20 protein-coding genes and 1 tRNA gene are annotated in these 16366 nt (G+C 69.5%); 11 read left to right on the top strand and 10 right to left on the bottom strand.

Annotated features, from left to right (window positions below; translation table 11 throughout):
* The first annotated feature begins 319 nt into the window (after positions 1–319).
* Positions 320–889: an SMI1/KNR4 family protein gene (locus IE307_RS28395; RefSeq protein ID WP_191302422.1), complete on the top strand. Its 570-nt coding sequence runs from the start codon at positions 320–322 to the stop codon at positions 887–889.
* A 63-nt stretch (positions 890–952) separates the two neighbouring features.
* Here the strand turns inward: IE307_RS28395 and IE307_RS28400 are convergent.
* A tRNA-Pro gene (locus IE307_RS28400) sits at positions 953–1026 on the bottom strand.
* Between the two features lie 19 nt (positions 1027–1045).
* Positions 1046–1999: a metallophosphoesterase gene (locus IE307_RS28405; protein ID WP_191302423.1), complete on the bottom strand. Its 954-nt coding sequence runs from the start codon at positions 1997–1999 to the stop codon at positions 1046–1048.
* 68 nt (positions 2000–2067) lie between these two features.
* On the opposite strand from IE307_RS28405, the gene IE307_RS28410 reads away from it, so the two are divergent.
* Complete coding sequence (locus IE307_RS28410) at positions 2068–2538, top strand: GatB/YqeY domain-containing protein (protein ID WP_191302424.1); 471 nt, start codon at positions 2068–2070, stop codon at positions 2536–2538.
* A 44-nt stretch (positions 2539–2582) separates the two neighbouring features.
* Here the strand turns inward: IE307_RS28410 and IE307_RS28415 are convergent, their stop codons facing one another.
* A complete protein-coding gene (locus IE307_RS28415) occupies positions 2583–3299 on the bottom strand; it encodes a haloacid dehalogenase type II (RefSeq protein WP_191302425.1) in 717 nt (238 codons plus the stop codon).
* A 53-nt stretch (positions 3300–3352) separates the two neighbouring features.
* Between IE307_RS28415 and IE307_RS28420 the strand changes: the two genes are divergently transcribed.
* Positions 3353–4003 carry a GntR family transcriptional regulator gene (locus IE307_RS28420; RefSeq protein WP_191302426.1) on the top strand — a complete coding sequence of 217 codons (651 nt, stop codon included), beginning with the start codon at positions 3353–3355 and terminating at the stop codon, positions 4001–4003.
* Between the two features lie 3 nt (positions 4004–4006).
* Here the strand turns inward: IE307_RS28420 and IE307_RS28425 are convergent, their stop codons facing one another.
* On the bottom strand, positions 4007–6439 hold the full coding sequence (locus IE307_RS28425) for a penicillin-binding protein (protein WP_191302427.1): 2433 nt from the start codon (positions 6437–6439) through the stop codon (positions 4007–4009).
* 237 nt (positions 6440–6676) lie between these two features.
* Between IE307_RS28425 and IE307_RS28430 the strand changes: the two genes are divergently transcribed.
* On the top strand, positions 6677–6967 hold the full coding sequence (locus IE307_RS28430; protein WP_191302428.1) for a WhiB family transcriptional regulator: 291 nt from the start codon (positions 6677–6679) through the stop codon (positions 6965–6967).
* Here the strand turns inward: IE307_RS28430 and bagB are convergent, their stop codons facing one another.
* The 3 genes from bagB to IE307_RS28445 are packed head-to-tail and all read right to left on the bottom strand — an operon-like array spanning position 6968 to position 9377.
* Positions 6968–8092, bottom strand: a complete 1125-nt coding sequence (gene bagB / locus IE307_RS28435; protein ID WP_191302429.1) for an ATPase BagB — start codon at positions 8090–8092, stop codon at positions 6968–6970.
* Positions 8089–9081 (bottom strand): ATPase BagA, encoded by a 993-nt coding sequence (gene bagA / locus IE307_RS28440; protein ID WP_191302430.1) that lies wholly within the window; start codon positions 9079–9081, stop codon positions 8089–8091. The genes bagB and bagA overlap by 4 nt, the downstream gene beginning before the upstream one ends.
* Positions 9082–9125: 44 nt before the next feature.
* A complete protein-coding gene (locus tag IE307_RS28445; RefSeq protein ID WP_191302431.1) occupies positions 9126–9377 on the bottom strand; it encodes a hypothetical protein in 252 nt (83 codons plus the stop codon).
* Positions 9378–9445: 68 nt separating this feature from the next.
* Between IE307_RS28445 and sp36 the strand changes: the two genes are divergently transcribed.
* From sp36 to IE307_RS28465, 4 genes are read left to right on the top strand one after another with little or no spacing between them, the layout of a single operon-like run.
* Positions 9446–9601 carry a Sp36 family protein gene (gene sp36, locus IE307_RS28450; protein WP_086668176.1) on the top strand — a complete coding sequence of 52 codons (156 nt, stop codon included), beginning with the start codon at positions 9446–9448 and terminating at the stop codon, positions 9599–9601.
* Positions 9598–10053, top strand: coding sequence for a RidA family protein (locus IE307_RS28455; RefSeq protein ID WP_191302432.1), 456 nt, complete (start codon positions 9598–9600; stop codon positions 10051–10053). Before sp36 ends, IE307_RS28455 begins: the two co-directional genes overlap by 4 nt.
* 1 nt (position 10054) lies before the next feature.
* Positions 10055–10657 (top strand): hypothetical protein, encoded by a 603-nt coding sequence (locus tag IE307_RS28460; RefSeq protein ID WP_191302433.1) that lies wholly within the window; start codon positions 10055–10057, stop codon positions 10655–10657.
* Between the two features lie 11 nt (positions 10658–10668).
* Entirely contained in the window at positions 10669–11793 is a 1125-nt protein-coding gene (locus IE307_RS28465) for a hypothetical protein (protein ID WP_191302434.1), read from the top strand.
* On the opposite strand, the gene IE307_RS28470 is transcribed toward IE307_RS28465, so the two are convergent.
* Together IE307_RS28470 and IE307_RS28475 are read right to left on the bottom strand one after the other, a co-directional pair.
* Positions 11787–12596, bottom strand: coding sequence for an MBL fold metallo-hydrolase (locus tag IE307_RS28470; RefSeq protein ID WP_229905136.1), 810 nt, complete (start codon positions 12594–12596; stop codon positions 11787–11789). The two genes, IE307_RS28465 and IE307_RS28470, sit on opposite strands and share 7 nt — an antisense overlap.
* The gene (locus IE307_RS28475; RefSeq protein ID WP_191302435.1) at positions 12593–13387 is read right to left on the bottom strand and encodes an NUDIX hydrolase; all 795 of its coding nucleotides are present in this window, start codon (positions 13385–13387) and stop codon (positions 12593–12595) included. The genes IE307_RS28470 and IE307_RS28475 overlap by 4 nt, the downstream gene beginning before the upstream one ends.
* Positions 13388–13426: 39 nt before the next feature.
* Here IE307_RS28475 and IE307_RS28480 point away from each other — a divergent pair, with 39 nt between their 5' ends.
* Positions 13427–13783 carry a hypothetical protein gene (locus IE307_RS28480; RefSeq protein ID WP_191302436.1) on the top strand — a complete coding sequence of 119 codons (357 nt, stop codon included), beginning with the start codon at positions 13427–13429 and terminating at the stop codon, positions 13781–13783.
* Between the two features lie 14 nt (positions 13784–13797).
* The gene (locus IE307_RS28485) at positions 13798–14688 is read left to right on the top strand and encodes a Gfo/Idh/MocA family protein (RefSeq protein WP_191302437.1); all 891 of its coding nucleotides are present in this window, start codon (positions 13798–13800) and stop codon (positions 14686–14688) included.
* Positions 14689–14692: 4 nt separating this feature from the next.
* Here the strand turns inward: IE307_RS28485 and IE307_RS28490 are convergent, their stop codons facing one another.
* A complete protein-coding gene (locus IE307_RS28490) occupies positions 14693–15058 on the bottom strand; it encodes an HIT domain-containing protein (RefSeq protein WP_191302438.1) in 366 nt (121 codons plus the stop codon).
* A gap of 114 nt (positions 15059–15172) precedes the next feature.
* Here IE307_RS28490 and dnaN point away from each other — a divergent pair, with 114 nt between their 5' ends.
* Entirely contained in the window at positions 15173–16264 is a 1092-nt protein-coding gene (gene dnaN / locus IE307_RS28495; RefSeq protein WP_191302439.1) for a DNA polymerase III subunit beta, read from the top strand.
* Positions 16265–16366 lie beyond the last annotated feature (102 nt).

Consider the following 16366-nt stretch of genomic DNA (forward strand, 5'->3'; position numbering starts at 1 on the left):
TCTAGTTGGCCGTTACGCAACGTGAGTTGAACCGTCAACCTTCACTCTTAAGGGTTAACGCTACGTGTTCGTTCCGCATAGTTTGGCGCAGAACGATGTCCCTCTGTCCTGCAAATACGGTGGCCTCTGCGGCTGCTCGTGTCGAGACGCGTCACTCGATCGGGTGGTCTGTCGGGATCGTTGATGTCCTTTTCGGCGACCAGAAGGGACCTTCGACTCTGTGTGCCGAAGAGCCTTCCGATCGACATGTCGACGGACAAAAGATGAGACAAATTCATAAGCGATTCGATTCTTCGCCTCGTGGGAGATGATCTGACGCATGAGCTGGTCCCGAGCCGACACGTGGCTCCGATCCCACACGCCCGAGCTGCACGCCAAGTTCCTGCCTCCCGCCACGCCCGCCGACCTGGCCGCGGCGGAGGAGGTGGTCGGCGCCCCGCTGCCGGCCGGCCTGACGGCGTGGTGGGCCGAGTGCGGCGGCCTGGCGAACGTGAACTACACCCCGATCATCCCGGAGTTCTACAGCCCGCTCGGCGTCGGCCAGGCGCTGGAGGTCCGCAAGATGATGATGGAGATCCGCCGCGACGTCGCGGTCGCCCCGGAGATCGCGGACGTCGACGCCCACGAGGCGAGCAAGCTCGCCGAACCCGCCGGGTCGCCCATCGGGGACCTGTGGCTGCCGCTGTTCGTCCCGGTCGCGGTGGACGCGTCCGGCACCTACCTGTTCGCCGACCTCCGCGAGGGACCGCTGCGCGGGTGCGTGACGCAGTTCGACGAGGTCGAGGGCGCGGACGAGGAACCCCTGTGGGAGAGCGTCGACGCGATGCTCCAGGCGGTGGTGGAGTGGCTGGAGGGCGATTTCCGCACGGAATGGCCGATTGCTCGCTGAGACGGCAAAACAAATCAGGCCCTGCCGCATTTCTGCGAGCAGGACCTGATTTGTTTTATTCAGTCGGGGTGACAGGATTTGAACCTGCGACCTCTTCGTCCCGAACGAAGCGCGCTACCAAGCTGCGCCACACCCCGGCTGGGAACATGTAGAACTCTACATCATGTCCGCGCCAGCTCCGAATCGGACCCCCTCATTTCGCCCCTGACCAGGCGTAACGGGTCGCGGAACCAGAGTCAGCAGGGAAGCCTCGGGAGGGCAGCAGAAGCGCACCGGAGCGTAGGGCGAAGTGCCCATGCCGGCGGACACGTTCATCCACATGTGCGAGCCCCAACGGGAAACGCCGCGGGCGCGGCCGCGGTCCAGTTCGCAGTTCGTCACCACTGCGCCGTAGAACGGGATGCGCAGTTGGCCGCCGTGGGTGTGGCCGGCCATCACGAAGTCGTAGCCGTCGGCGGCGAACGGGTCGAGCACGCGCGGTTCGGGGGAGTGCGTGACGCCCAGGCGCAGGGCGGCCGACGGGTCGGGGGTGCCCGCGATGTCGGCGTAGCGGTCGCGCTTGAGGTGCGGGTCGTCGAGGCCCGCGCAGAAGATCTCCTGGTCGCCGACCTTGATGGTCTTGCGGAGGTGGGTGAGGTCCTCCCAGCCGCGTTCGATCATGCCGGCGCGGAGGTCTCGCCACGGGAGCGTGACGCCGTGGATGCGCTTGGTCTTCGAGGACGGCAGGAGGTAGCGCACCGGGTTCTTGAGCCTCGGGGCGTAGTAGTCGTTGCTGCCGAAGACGAACACGCCCGGCTTGTCGAGCAACGGGCCGAGCGCGCGCAGGGTGCCGGGGACGGCGTCCTTGTGCGCGAGGTTGTCGCCCGTGTTCACCACGAAGTCCGGGTTCAGGTCGGCCAGGGCGGCGACCCAGCGCTGCTTCGACACCTGGTTCGGCGTCATGTGCAGGTCCGAGATGTGCAGCACGCGGATCGGCTTGGCGCCGGGGGACAGCACCGGCACCGTCGCTGTGCGCAGCGTCCAGTGCCTCCTCTCGATTCCCGCCGCGTACGCGATGGTCGCGGCGCCGACTGCGGTCGTGGCGAGGAGGGCTCGGCCGAGCTTGTTCACGCGTCAAGGGTACGGAAGGCCGGTAACTCGATCGGCGCGGCATCCGGCGGGCGGTACCGTTCTGCCTCATGGCGGAGTTGAAGACGCGGCTGAAGAACGACCTGACCGTGGCGATGAAGGCCCGAGAGACGGTCACGGCCGGTGCGCTGCGGATGGCGCTCACGGCTGTCACGAACGAAGAGGTTTCCGGCAAGCAGGCCCGTGAGCTGTCCGACGACGAGGTCGTGAAGGTGCTCGCGCGCGAAGCCAAGAAGCGCAAGGAGGCCGCGGAGGCCTTCGACGGCGCCGGCCGGGCTGAGAAGGCCGAGCTGGAGCGCCAGGAGCTCGCCGTGCTGGAGATCTACCTGCCCAAGCAGCTCGACGACGCCGAGCTGGCGTCCATTGTGGACAAGGCGTACGACGCCGTCGCCGCGCAGCTCGGCGAGGCGCCGGGGCCCAAGCAGATGGGCCAGGTCATGAAGGCGGTCAACGCCGAGGTCGCCGGGCGCGCAGACGGTGGCCGGGTGGCCGCCGCGGTGAAGTCCAAGCTCACCAGCTGAGAGAAGTGGCGCAGCGGCGAAATCCGCTGCGGCACCCCGATTTCCTAGAACGCCTTGTCGACGGCGTCCGCGAACTCGCCCATCGACCCGAACTCCAGGTCGTAGCTGAAGTCGCCGGACGGCTCGGGCGTCGCGCCCCAGCCCGGCCTGTCGTGCCGCCGGTTGATCCACGCCGACCGCAGCCCCTCGCGCTTGGCCGGAACGTGGTCGTGGAACAGGCTCTGCGCCACGTGCAGCAGTTCCGAACGCTCCACCCCCACCGTGTCGAGCGTGGTGTCCAGCGCCCGGAAGTGGTTCTCCGCGGGCTTGTACGCGCCGACGTCCTCCGCGGTGATGATCGCCGCGAAGTCCCCGTGCAGCCGCCGGTTGCTGCCGGCGAACCCGTCGCGGTGCACATTGGACACGATGATCAATTTGTAGTGGGAAGCCAAACGCGCCAACGCGTCCGCGGAGTCGGGGAACGCGGGCCAGTCCGGAACGGACGACCCCAGTCGCCGGGCCTGCTCGTCGCTCACCCCGCGGCCCAGGGCGGCGCCGGTGCGGCGGAACGCCTCGGCCAGCACCTCCGGGTACAGCCTGAACGGCTTTTCCGCCGCCACGACCGCTTCCTCCCGGCCGTACGCGAGCAGCAGTTGCTCGTCCGGCAGCGAGAGCCCTTCGGAACGGGCCCACGGCGACAGCACGGCGGCGATGCCGGTCTCCCAGTCGATGAGCGTGCCGTAGCAGTCGAAGCTGAGCGCCTTGAACTGAGTCAGGTCCATGACGACAAACTGTAGTACAGTTCAACTGTAGGGCAACTGGTTAAACTGGCCGCATGTCAGCCCTCGACGGCCTCGAAGTGCGGCGCACCACCACGGCCCAGCAGCTGGCCGATGGCCTCTCCGAACGGATCATGGCCGGCGCCTTCGGCCCTGGTGACAGGCTCAGGGAGAGCGCGATCGCGGCTGAGCTGGGCGTCGCGCGCAACACCATCCGCGAGGCCGTCCGGATCCTCGAGCTGACCGGGCTGGTGCGCTACGAGGTCAACCGCGGCGCCGTCGTCATCGCGCCGACGCCGGAGAAGATCGACGCCCTCTACACCGCCCGCGAACGCCTCGAAACGGCGGCGGCGAGCCGCACCCCGCGCCCGGAGCAGCTGGAAGCGATCACGCGAGCGTTCGACGACCTCGTAGACGCCACCAAGTCGGGGGACGTCCAGGACGTCGTCGACCGCGACCTAGCGTTCCACCAGGCCATCGTGGCGGTGCTCGACAGCACGAGGCTCGACGAGTTCTTCGCCTCGCTCACCAAGGAGTTGCGCTTCTACCTCACCGTGCTCTCCCGGCAGGAGACGCCGGACGAGGTCGTGGCGCAGCACCGGGTCATCTTCGACGCCATCCGGCTCGGCGACCGCGAGAGGGCGGTCGCCGAGCTCCGGGCGCACGTCGACGTGAGCGTGGAGCAGCTCAAGCAGCTGCTCCACTAGCGACTACCGGGGTTCCGGTTCGGTCGGCAGCGTGATCGGTGGTGGCTCGTTCGGGTTGCCGGGATTGGGCGGCGGCTGCGCGGGAGGTTCGGTGGCGACCGGCGGCGGCACGTAGCCCGAGCTGACCGACAGGTTGATCACCGTGCCGCGCAACGCGTTGCCGCGCGGCGACTGGCTGACGACCGTGCCCTTCGACCTCTCGGAGTTCACCGACTGCTGGCTCACCTTGTAGCCGGCCTGCTCGAGGGTCCGGGTGGCGTCGTTGATCTGCTTGCCCACCACGTCGGGCACCTGGATCTCGCGGCCGCCCTTGAGGTACCGCGGCTCCACCTGGGGCAACGGCGACACGGCGGCGGTGCCGTGCACCTTCGTCATGGTCTCGAACCACGTCTTGGCCGGGATCGTGCCGCCGAAGATGTTGCCGCTGCCGCACAACCGGGGTTGCGCGCCGAGGCAGATCGGGCGGGGCGAGGTGCCGTCGTTGAACGTCTGCACGGCGCCCGCGAAGTCCGGGGTCGCGCCGATGAACGCCGCCGACTTGTACTCCTCGGTGGTGCCCGTCTTCGCGATCATCGGGCGGGTCCACTTGGCGTTGCGGGCCGCCTGGGCCGCGGTGCCGTTGCCGACGTCGTCCTTGCTCATGCCGACCGCGAGGCCGTTCGCAAGGCCCTCGGAGACGACCTGCTCGCACTGCGCCTCGTTCACCTGGACGGCCTTGCCGTTGCGGTCCAGCACCTTCGCGATCGGCGTGGGCGGGCACCACTTGCCGCCGCTCACGATGGTCGCGGCGACGTTCGCGAGCTCCAGGGTGGACACCGGCGCCGGGGAGAGCGTGAACGACGCGTTGCCGCCGTTCTGCTTGTAGAACTCCGTCTGCGAGATGCGGTTCTGCTTGTCCTTGGCCTTCGGGTCCGGCCGCGTGCCCTGCAGGTTCGTCGCCATCGTCTCGCGCATGCCCAGTCGCGAGGCCATGTCGACGACCGCGTCCATGCCGGTCTGCTCCTCGAGAATCACGAAGCCGGTGTTCGGCGACGTGGCGAGGGCCTGCTGCAGCGTCATCGACGACGGGTAGCTCGAGTCGAAGTTCGACAGGCAGTACCAGCGGGTGCCGGGCTCACCGGTGCTCGGGCAGCGCTGGGCGCCACCCTTGAAGACCCGCGAGGTGTGCGAGGTCGGAGTCGGGATGACGTTCTCGATGCCGAGGCCCTTCTCCAGCGCCGCCGCCGCCGTGAAGACCTTGTAGATGGAGCCGGCGCCGAACTTGTTCTCGACACCGCTCGGCAGGTCGTACGTCGTCTGGCGCAGGTCGGACTTCAGGCCGTAGTCGCGGTTCGCGACCAGCGCCAGCACCTCGTGGCGCTCCTTGCCGGGCTTGACGATCGCCATCGTGTTCGCGATGCCGTCGGTGGTCTTGGCGACCCCCGCCTCGGCCGCAGCCTTCGCCTGCGAGGTGGCCGCGCGGTCCAAAGTGGTCTGGATGGTGTAGCCGCCGGTGCGCAGCTGCTCGTCGCTGAAGCCCGCGCGCTGCAGGTAGTTCACGACGTACGAGCAGAAGAAGCCGTTCTCCGGGCCGGCGCCGACACAGCCGTTCGGCGGAGTGCGGACCGGGGTCGCGAGACCGAGGCCTTCCTTCTTCGCCGCCTCACCCGCGTCGCGCGACAGCTTGTCGTTCTCGACCATCCTGTCGATCACTTTGTTGCGCCGGTCCAAGGCTTTGTCCGGATACGCTTCGGGGTCGAGTGCTGACGGACTGTTCACCATTCCCGCGAGCACCGCGGCCTGGGGAACCGTCAACTTGTCCGGAGTCGTGTTGAAGTAAGCCTGCGCGGCCGCCGCGATGCCGTAAATGGTCGAACCGAATGGAACGACGTTGAGGTACCGGGCGAGGATCTCCTCCTTGCCGAGCTTGCGCTCGAGCTGCAGCGAGATCCGGGCCTCGCGCATCTTGCGCGCGATGGTCTGCTCCTGCGCCTTGGCCTGCTCCACCTTGTTGTTCCGCGCCACGACGTGGACCAGGTAGTTCTTCACGTACTGCTGGGTCAGCGTCGAGGCGCCCTGCGACACCGAGCCGCTGACCTGGTTCGTCAGACCGGCGCGGATCGTGCCCTTCCAGTCGACGCCCTGGTGCTCGTAGAAGCGCCGGTCCTCGACGGAGATCAGCGCCGCCTTCATGGTCGGCGAGATCTTCTCGGGCGGTGTCAGCACTCTGTACTGGTCGAACAGGTACGCGATGGGCGCCCCGTCCTTGTCGGTGACCGTCGTGATCAACGGAGGATCCGTCGTCACGAGGTCGGCGGAGATGCTGTCCACGGTGTCGCTGGCCCTGTTCGAGACGAGACCTGTCGCGCCCACGACTGGGAACAGCATGCCGGCGAGGAGAACCCCAGCCAGCAGGCACAGGCCGAGCATCTTGAGCACGCCATTCCTGACTCGCACGCGGGCCAGCGTACGCCGTACACGAACGGGTGAAGGTGATCAGTAAGTGCCGTTACTCAGCATGAGTAGACATACGCAAGACAGGTAACAGTCGGGTGACCCAGGCTTGGACAGGGAACCGAACGGCACTACAGTCCGTCAACGTCCAAGGAATGCAGCCGTAGCTCGAACGCTACGGCATCCGTGGCAGGGGTGTGGCGGATTTCCACATTTGGACAGCACTGAGGAGTGGGGGATATGAACCAGGGGGATTGGCGTATCAACGCTTCGTGCCGTGACGAAGAGCCGGATCAGCTCTTCGTCCGAGGTGCGGAGCAGCGCAAGGCGAAGCTGGTGTGCCTGGGATGCCCGGTGCGCATGGAATGCCTGGCCGAAGCGCTCGACAACAAGATCGAGTTCGGGGTCTGGGGAGGCATGACCGAGCGCGAACGCCGTGCTCTGCTGCGCCGCCGTCCGGACGTCGAGTCGTGGTTCGAGCTTCTCGACAACGCACGTCAGGACCACGTCGAGGACACCCGAGTCGGCTGATCACTCCCCGGCGAGCCGGCGGCCCATCTCTCGAAGGCCGTCGAGGTCGTGCACGTCAGCAGGCAATGCGGGCACGCCGACCATCGCGACGCCGGGGTGAGCACGCGTGAACCGGGCCAGCAGCCGCTTCTCACGATCGGCCACTGCCACCCGGTCCGCGTGCAGCCGGAGCACTGCCGCGGCGAGCGGCGCGTCACCGGAGCGGTCGAGGTCGTCCGCTGCGGCCAGCGCCTTCGCCGCGGGCAGTTCCGCCGCGAGCACGGGATGCGTCCTGTTCGCGACGAGCCCGCACAACGGCATGTTCTCGGCGCTGAGCCGCTCCACGAAATAGCTCGCTTCGCGCAACGCGTCGGGTTCCGCGGCCGCCACCACCACGAAACCGGTTCCGGGTGAGCGGAGAAGTTCGTACGTGCGCTGCGCGCGCTCGCGGAATCCTCCGAACATGCTGTCGAAAGCCTGAACAAAAGTTGAAGCGTCCTGCAACAGCTGGCCACCGACGATCGTCGACACGGCGCGCGTGAAAAGGCTGAAACCGGTTCCAACGATCTTGAGCAACCCTCGGCCGGAAGCACGCGCGGGTGCCGACAGCATCCTGATGAACCGGCCGTCGAGCACCGTCGAGAGCCGCTGCGGCGCGTCCAGGAAGTCGAGCGCCGACCGCGACGGCGGGGTGTCGACGATGATCAGGTCCCACTCGTCCTGCGCCACCAGCTGGCCCAGCTTCTCCATCGCCATGTACTCCTGCGTGCCGGAGAACGACGAGGAAATGGTCTGGTAGAAGGGGTTCGACAGGATCTGGTCGGCCCTGTCGCGGCCCGCGTGGGTCAGCACCATGTCGTCGAACGTGCGACGCATGTCGAGCATCATCGCGAACAGCTCGCCCTTGGGCTCGAAGCCGTCCACGACGACCTCGCGCGGGTGGTTGTCCAGCTCCCGCAGGCCGAGCGACTGCGCCAGCCTGCGCGCCGGGTCGATCGTCAGCACCACGACGCGCCTGCCGCGTTCGGCCGCGCGCAACGCCAGCGCCGCCGCCGTCGTCGTCTTGCCGACACCGCCGGACCCGCAGCACACCAGCACGCGGGTGTTCAGGTCGTCGAGCAGGGGGTCGAACTCGAGCTTGTTCATCGAACCCCCGCCGCCACCAGCACCTCGGCCAGCTCGTACAACGCGGCCACGTCCACCCCGTCCGTCAGGTCGGGCAGCTCCAGCGTCGGCAGGTCCGACTCGCCGAGCAGCTCCTTGGCCTCCTGCTGCGACTGCACCCGGATGGCGTGCTCCACCGTCTCGTCCACCAGGCCCTCGAGCGTGAACTCGTCGAGGTCGAGCCCGGCGGTCGCGAGCCCCGCGCGCACCCGCGACTCGTCGAGCCTGCCCTCCGCGGCGACCGGCAGCGACCGGGCGGGCAGCCGCGTGGGCTGGACCCGGTTGACCAGCACCGCGCCCGGACGTAGATCGGCGCCGTCCAGTTCGGTGACCGCGTCCAGGGTCTCGCGCACCGGCATCTCCTCCAGCAGCGCGACCAGGTGCACCGCCGTGTCACCGGAGTGCAGCAGCCGCACGACGCCCTCGCTCTGCCCCTTGATCGGCCCGACCTTGGCGAGGTCGGCCATGGCCTTGGTGACGTCGAGGAACTTGACCACGCGCCCGGTGGGCGGCGCGTCCAGCACGACCGCGTCGTAGAGGTGGCGGCCGTCCGGCCCGGTGCGGTTCACGCACTCCTTGACCTTGCCGGTCAGCAGGACGTCGCGCAGGCCGGGCGCGAGCGTGGTCGCGAACTCGATCGCGCCCATCTTGCGCAGCGTGCGGCCCGCGAAGCCGAGGTTGTAGAACATCGCCAGGTACTCGAGGAGCGCGGCTTCGGCGTCGACCGCCAGTGCGTGCACCTCACCGCCGCCCGGCGCGGACGCGATCCGTTCCTCGGAGTAGGGCAGCGGGGCCCGGTCGAAGAGCTGGGCGATGCCCTGCCGGCCCTCGACCTCCACCAGCAGCACGCGGCGGCCACCGGTGGCGAGCGCGAGCGCCAGGGCGGCCGCGACCGTCGTCTTGCCCGTGCCGCCTTTGCCGGAGACCACGTGCAGACGGGCTCGGGTCAGCTCCTCGGTCCACGACGTCACACGTCCAGACTATGTGTGAAATCGGTCGAACGTGGGCTGGCCGGTCAATCCACCATGGTGAGGAAGAGAACGGCCATGGCGGTGGCGGCGACCAAGGCCCAGGCCACGACCGACGGCAGCCACAGCGCGATGCTCGCCGTGAGAACGACCACCACGACGAGTCCGATCAACCCGGCCTGCACGACCTGCACCCGCTGGCTGTGCTTGCGGTCGCGCACCTGCGCCATGGCGACCAGCACCATCACCAGCCCACCCACCGCGAACAGGGCGGTGGCGATGATCCGCCAGGTCTCCATGTGATCAAGGTAGCCGTCCGTGCGAGAACCACGCAGGCATCGATCGGGTGGCAAGTTAGGCTCCGCGCATGACGAAGTGGGAGTACGCGACCGTGCCGTTGTTGATCCACGCAACGAAGCAGATCCTCGACCAGTGGGGCGAGGACGGCTGGGAACTGGTCACCGTGCTGACCAACCCGACCGGCGAGCAGCACGTCGCGTACCTGAAGAGGGTGAAGGCGTGAGCACCTGGACGAATCGCCTGAAGGAGCTCGGCATCGAGCTTCCCGGCGTCGCCGCGCCGCTCGCCGCGTACGTGCCCGCCACGCAGAGCGGTCCGTGGGTGTTCACGTCCGGCCAGCTGCCGTTCGTGGACGGCAAGCTCCCCGCCACCGGCAAGGTCGGCGCCGAGGTCTCCCCGGAGGAGGCCAAGCAGTACGCCGCGACGTGCATCCTCAACGCTCTCGCGGCCGTGCACGCGCTCGTGGGGATTGACTCGATCAAGCGAGTCGTGAAAGTTGTCGGGTTCGTGGCCTCCGCTGAGGGCTTCACGGGCCAGCCCGGCGTCATCAACGGCGCCTCGGAGCTGCTCGGTGAGATCTTCGGCGACGAGGGCAAGCACGCCCGGTCCGCCGTGGGCGTGGCCGAGCTGCCGATCGGCGCTCCGGTGGAGATCGAACTGATCGTCGAGGTGTGACATGTCGGACACGTGCCACGAACTGCTGCTGAGGCTGGCCGGGCGCATCCCGGACGACCTGCTGTGGCGGTACCGGGACTGGGCGGCTTCGGACGCGTACGCGGTGCTCGCGCGGTCGTTGCCGCGCACCCTGCTGCACGGACGCATCCCTCTGACGGATCACGAGCTGCGCCTTTTGCAGGACGCGCTGGTGCCCTACGGGGCGGATCCCGGTTCGCTCAGTTCGGTCAAAGGACTGGACGAACTGCCTGCCACCGACTACACCTTTTCCCCAGAATCACCCGATCGGGTGCCGATGGGGGATTCCGCGACCGTCGTTCTCGGTGCCACGCTGCGTGGCCGGATCGGGGTCGGTGAGGTTCGCTCCTGCTGGCGCATCGGTCCCGAAGGGATCAACCGCGTCTTACTGGTGGCGGCCAGCACCGGCCACGCCCGGCTGACCGGTGAGTTGCAGCGCGTTCTTCGGGCGTTGGGCGAGCACGACCCGTGCGTCGAGGTCATGTCGTCCGGCATGGACCTGCCGCCCTACCACCGGGCGGCTCTGGCGGCATCGGAGCTGGTGTGCGCCGGCGCCGAGTCCGATCAGCACCTCGTGCTGAGCTAAGGAGAGTTGACGTGACGAACGACGGTGTCGGCCTGCCGGTCCGTCTCCACGATCTCCTGTTGTCGATGGCCGGGCGCGTGGACGACGCCGCTCTGTCGCAGGCCCGCGAGTTCCTCGCGGTCGGAGAACTGGACCGCTCGATCGAACTGCTCGTGGGCACGCTCCTCGCGGGCACCATCCCGGTGCTGCCCGACGAGCGGGCGGCCATCACGTGGATCCTCCACGAGGTCCGCTCGGACGCGTCGCTGACCGACCGCCTGCCGGTGGTCGAGATGCTGCCGTTCGTCCGGCACCGCTTCACCTCCGAGACCGACCCGGCCTCGGACATCGCCGCGGACCTGAGCCGCGCCGTGTCGGTGCTGCCGGACATCCGCTCGGTGCGGTGCGTCTGGCGGTCCTCGCCGACGGGCTCCACGCCGGGGCCGCTGCCCCAGCGCGTGGTGCTGGTCGACATCGGTCCGCAGGGCTTCGCGCCCGCGACGGCCTACCGGGTCGACTCGGTGCTGCGCAAGGCGGGCGTCCGCGCCGCCGTCGAGGTCCTGACGACCGGTGTGCAGATCAGCGAGTACCACGCCGCCGCGGTGACGTCGTCGCGCACGGTGCCGATCTCGGGAGCCCCGGCTCCGCTGATCGAGCACGTCTCCCAGCAGCAGCAGGCCTGGTTCGACCAGCCAGCAGAGGAGCTTCCCGCTCCGGCGCCGGTGGCCGAGCCGACACCGGCGCCGGAGCAACAGGAAGAGACCGGCTCACGACGCACGCGTTCCACACCGGCGCTGGAGGGCTCGCAGCCGTTCCCGCCCAAGCCCGTGAAGCGCATCCCGATGGCCGCGGCGGAGCCCGAGGTCGAGGTGCTGCCCGAACCCGTCCCGATCAACAGGGCCGAGGTGACCACCGAGCTGAAGGCCGACGAGCTGGCGGCTTTGCAGGCGGCGTTGGCCGAGCCCGCGGAGCCGTCCTCGGTGGACGCCAACCTCAGCGAGCGCGAACGGGCCCTGCTGCAGCAGCTGCACGAGGAGCTGGCGCAGCGGGAGCAGACCGGGGCGCCGGCGACCGACAGCGGCCGCTGGCAGATCGACCGGTCGTCGTCGCGTCAGTCGGCCTTCGGGACCTCGAACAACGGCCACCAGCCTCAGTAACCGGTCCGCAGGTACTCCAGCTGGGCCCGCACCGACCACTCGGCGGCGGGCCACAGCACCCTGTCCACGTCCGCGTAGACGATCTCGACGACCTGGCGCGGGGTCGGTGAGCCGCCCAGCGCCTCGACCGCCCCGCGGACCTGCTCCAGCCGCTGCGTTCGGTGGGCCAGGTACGCGCGAGCGGCCTCACCCGCGTCGTGCAGCTCAGGACCGTGGCCGGGCAGCACCGCGGTGTTCTCCGGCAGCTCCGCCAGCAGCTTGAGCGACTCGAAGTAGTCGCCCAGCCTGCCGTCCGGGTGCGCCACGATCGTCGTGCCGCGACCCAGGACCGTGTCGCCGGTCAGCACGGCCTCGCCCTCGATCACGAAGCACAGCGAGTCGCTGGTGTGGCCGGGCGTGCCCAGGACGCGCAGCTCCAGTCCGGCGCTGGTGATCACGTCTCCGTCGGCGAGGCCTTCGGCGCCGTGGGTGAACGTCGGGTCGAGCGCGCGCACCGGAGCGTTGACCAGCTCGCCGAACGCACGGGCGCCGTCGGAGTGGTCGGGGTGGCCGTGCGTCAGCAGCACCTCGGCGATCGGGCCGACCTCCGCGATGCGCTTGAGGTGGTCCTCGTCGAGCGGACCGGGGTCGACGACGACGTACGACGTCGCGTCCGGGGCCTTGAGCAGCCACGTGTTGGTGCCGTCGAGCGTCATCGGGGACGGGTTGGCGGCCAGCAGCACGGCGGCGTGCGGGGTGATCTGGCGGAGCTCACCGTAGAGGGGGTGCGCGGCGCGGGCGCCGATCAGCGGGGAGCCGCTCACTGGAACACCACCCGGATGACGTCGCCGTCGCGGATCAGCTTGGGGATGATCTTCTCGACGCTGCGCTGCTCGGCCATGACCTTCTCGACGCTGCCGAGAGCGCCCACCTCGTCGAGGGTGCGCCAGGTGGGCGGCATGAGCATGCGACGGCCCTCCTGGGCGTCGAGGACCGCCTCGGCCGGGGTCTGCCAGGCCGCGTCGGACGCCTCGGTCGTCTCGCCGTCCGCCTTCTGGCCCGACGGCAGCGCGGCGACGAAGAAGCGGGTGTCGTAGCGGCGGGGCTCCTCGAGCGGGGTCACCCAGTTCGCCCACGGCCGCAGGAGGTCCGCGCGCAGCACCAGGCCCTCGGAGGCGAGGAACTGGGCGAGGGAGATCTCGCGGTCGACGAGCTGCTGGCGGGCCTTCGCGTACTGCGCCGTGTCGGCCACGACCGACGTGGCGTCGGGACCCGCGAGCAGGACGCCGGACTCCTCGAACATCTCGCGCACGGCGGCGCACACGAACGCGCGGGCCGTTCCCTCGTCGACGTTGAAGACCTCGGCCCACCACCGCGGCTGCGGGCCCGTCCACGCGACGGACGTGTCGGCGTCCCGCCGGTCGACGCCGCCACCGGGGAAAACGGTCATGCCGCCCGCGAACGCCATGCCCTTCACGCGGCGCAGGAGGAAGGCCTCGAGGCCCTCGGCGCCGTCGCGGAGCAGGACCACGGTGACGGCGTCCCGCGCCTGCGCCGGTTGGGAAACGGGCTTCGCGGGTACCAGGTTCCCCGGCAAGGTCATGTCGTCGGGCATCCTCCGAGCGTACGACCGCGCTTACCCGAGGATGGTGTGATGGCGACGAACGTCTCCGGTTGTCTGGTGAAGGTCCTGCTGTTCGTGCTGGGGGCGGTGATGGGCACAGGTCTGACCGCCGTCGCGGGCGTGGTGATGTTCGTGCCCGACAGCACGACCGTCAGCAGCGTCGAACCGACAGCCGAGTCACCCGGCGTGTACGTGAAGAAGGTCGAACGGGTCGTCGGCGGCTCGCACTACGAGATCTGGCTCGGCCCCTCGCCGGACCGCGGCCACGTGGTGACGGTGCCGACCGGCTGGAGCCACGAACCGCAGCGGGAGTCCTCCAGCGACGGCCTGCGCCTGAAGTTCGACAACGGGGGAGAGATCTTCGTCCCCAAGGCCAGTTACTCCTGAGGCAGGATGGGCGAGTGGACGAACAGCTGCGCGTAGGACTTGTCGGCGCCGGACCGTGGGCCGAGATGATCCACGCCCCCGGTATCGCGAACCACCCCGGAACCACGCTCACCGGCGTGTGGGCCCGCCGCCCGGAGGCGGCCCGGGAGCTCGCCGGCTCCTTCGGCGCGGAACCGTTCGAGGACTACGCGGCCATGCTGTCCACTGTGGACGCCGTCGCGTTCTGCGTGCCGCCGGGCGTGCAGGGCCCGATGGCGATCGAGGCCGCCCGAGCCGGCAAGCACGTGGTGCTGGAGAAGCCGATCGCGGAGACCGCCGAGATCGCCGCCGAGCTGGCCTCCGCCGTGCAGGAGGCCGGCGTGGCGTCCCTGGTCGTCCTGACCCGCCGCTACGCCCCGGAGACCAAGGAGATGCTGGCCCAGCTGCACCGCACCGGTGGCTGGACCGGAGCCGACAGCCGCTGGATCTCCGGCGCCCTGCTCGACGGCCCGTTCTCGAACTCCCCGTGGCGCCACGACAAGGGCGCCCTGGACGACGTGGGCCCGCACGCGTTCGACCTCCTGGACGCGGCCCTGGGCGAGATCACCGACGTGCTGGCGGCGAACGTCACCGACACGGGCCTGTGGCAGCTGATCCTGCAGCACGCGAGCGGTGCCACCAGCACCGTCTCGCTGTGCCTCTCGCTGCCGGTGCAACCGGCGTTCGCCGACTTCACCGTATTCGGCGAACACGGCCACCGCACGCTGACCAACCGGGACACGCCCGCTCCGGAGTGCTTCACGAACCTGCTCGACGACTTCGTGGCGATGGTGCACAGCGGCACCACCACGCACGAGTGCGACGTGCGGCGCGGGCTGCACCTGCAGCGGATCATCGATCTGGCGCGCAGCAAGGCCGGTGCCTGAGGCCTCACGGGAAGTAGGTGCGGAGCTTCGCGCACAGGTCGGCGGCGTCGCCTCTCGGCGCTCCGGCCCACTCCACCTCCGTCCACGCCAGTTCGTCCGGCGTTCCCCGATGCCGGACGAACACGTGCTGGTGGAAGTGCGGGACGGACCGTCCCGCGATCGCCGAGAACACGAACTCGGGGTCCAGTTCCGCACGCAACCCCACCGCCGCCAGCCGAGCCGCCCTGGCCGCTGCCTCGGCTTCGGGCTCGGTGAGCGCGTCCAGGGCGGCGACGTGCCGGCGAGTTTCCACGAACAGGTACCCCAGCACCTCGCCCGGCCGGTGTGACACGACGACCAGGTCGTCGGCGAAGACGAAGGGTCCGGTCAAGGGCCCCTCGCCGCGGTGTTTGGCGCAGATCAGGCACTCGTCCACGTAGGAGTTCCGTTCAGCCGGTCCGGAGCGTCCCGGAATTGTCAGGGGTGCCCGCTAGCGTCGGGAACCATGGACCTCACCGCCACGACAGCCGAGCTCGCCGGTGCCGCCGCCGAGGTGGCGCGGCTGCTGCCGACCAGGGTGCTCGACCCGGTGCTGGCCGGGCTGCGGCTCCGGGCGGGCACCGACGTCGAGATCGCGGGCAGCGACCAGGAGCACGGCGTGCGCCTGAGCATCGGCGCGACGGTCCACACCGAGGGCGAGGTGCTCGTGCCGGCGAAGCCGCTGGCGGCGACCCTCCAGGCCCTCGACGACCCGCAGGTGCGCCTCAAGGTCGAAGGGCAGCGCCTCGCCGTCCGCACGCCCACGTCGAGGTTCGCGCTGCCGCTCCTCGACCTCGCCCACCACCCCGGCATCCCGGCGTTGCCGCCGCTGCAGGGCCGCATCGACGCGGCGAGGCTCAGCGCCATCGCGGCGGTGGCGGGCGCGGCGAGCAAGGACGACGCGCTGCCGATCTTCACCGGCATCCGCATCCAGTCGGACGAGCACAGGCTGCACGTCATGGCGACGGATCGCTACCGCATGGCGCACGCCACGTTTCCGTGGGAACAACTAGGTCAACTAGACCTGTTGGTACCTGCGAAGGCCCTCGTCGAGGCAGCCCGGCAGGCCCACGGCCAAGTCGCCCTGCACGCGAACGAGGACCGCATCGGTCTCGCCTGGGGCAACAACTCGATCTCCACCGCACTCCTCGCCGCTCCGTTCCCGGACGACAGGGCGCGCCGACTCCTGGAGGCAGTCATCGACAGCACGGTGCTCGTGGACGCGGACGCGCTGGCCCGCGCCGTCCGCAGAGCCACGCCCTACGGCGGCCCGCACCAGGCCGTGACCATCCAGGTCGAGGACTCGGAGATCCGGGTCAAGGGCAGCGACCCGCAGCAGGGCGAGTCGGAGGAGTTCGTGAAGGCCACGGTCGACGGCGACCGCCTGACCAAGACGTTCCAGGCCCGCTACCTCGCGGACGCGCTGAAGGCGTTCGCGGGCCGCCGCATCGAGCTGAAGATCCAGGACGGCCTGCGCTCCACGGTGCTGACCTCCACACCGGGTGAGGACGGCGTCGAGCTCACCTACCTCGTGGTGCCGATGCGCTCGGTGGCCTGAGCCGGGACAACCCAGAGGGCCGGCCCTCGAGCAGGGCCGGGCTTCTGTCGTCAGCGCAAGGCGAGTTCCCTTTCCGATCGCGCCGGCATCCCGGAACCCGGA

It is taken from the genome of Lentzea cavernae (assembly GCF_014653695.1).
Classification (GTDB): Bacteria; Actinomycetota; Actinomycetes; order Mycobacteriales; family Pseudonocardiaceae; genus Lentzea; species Lentzea cavernae.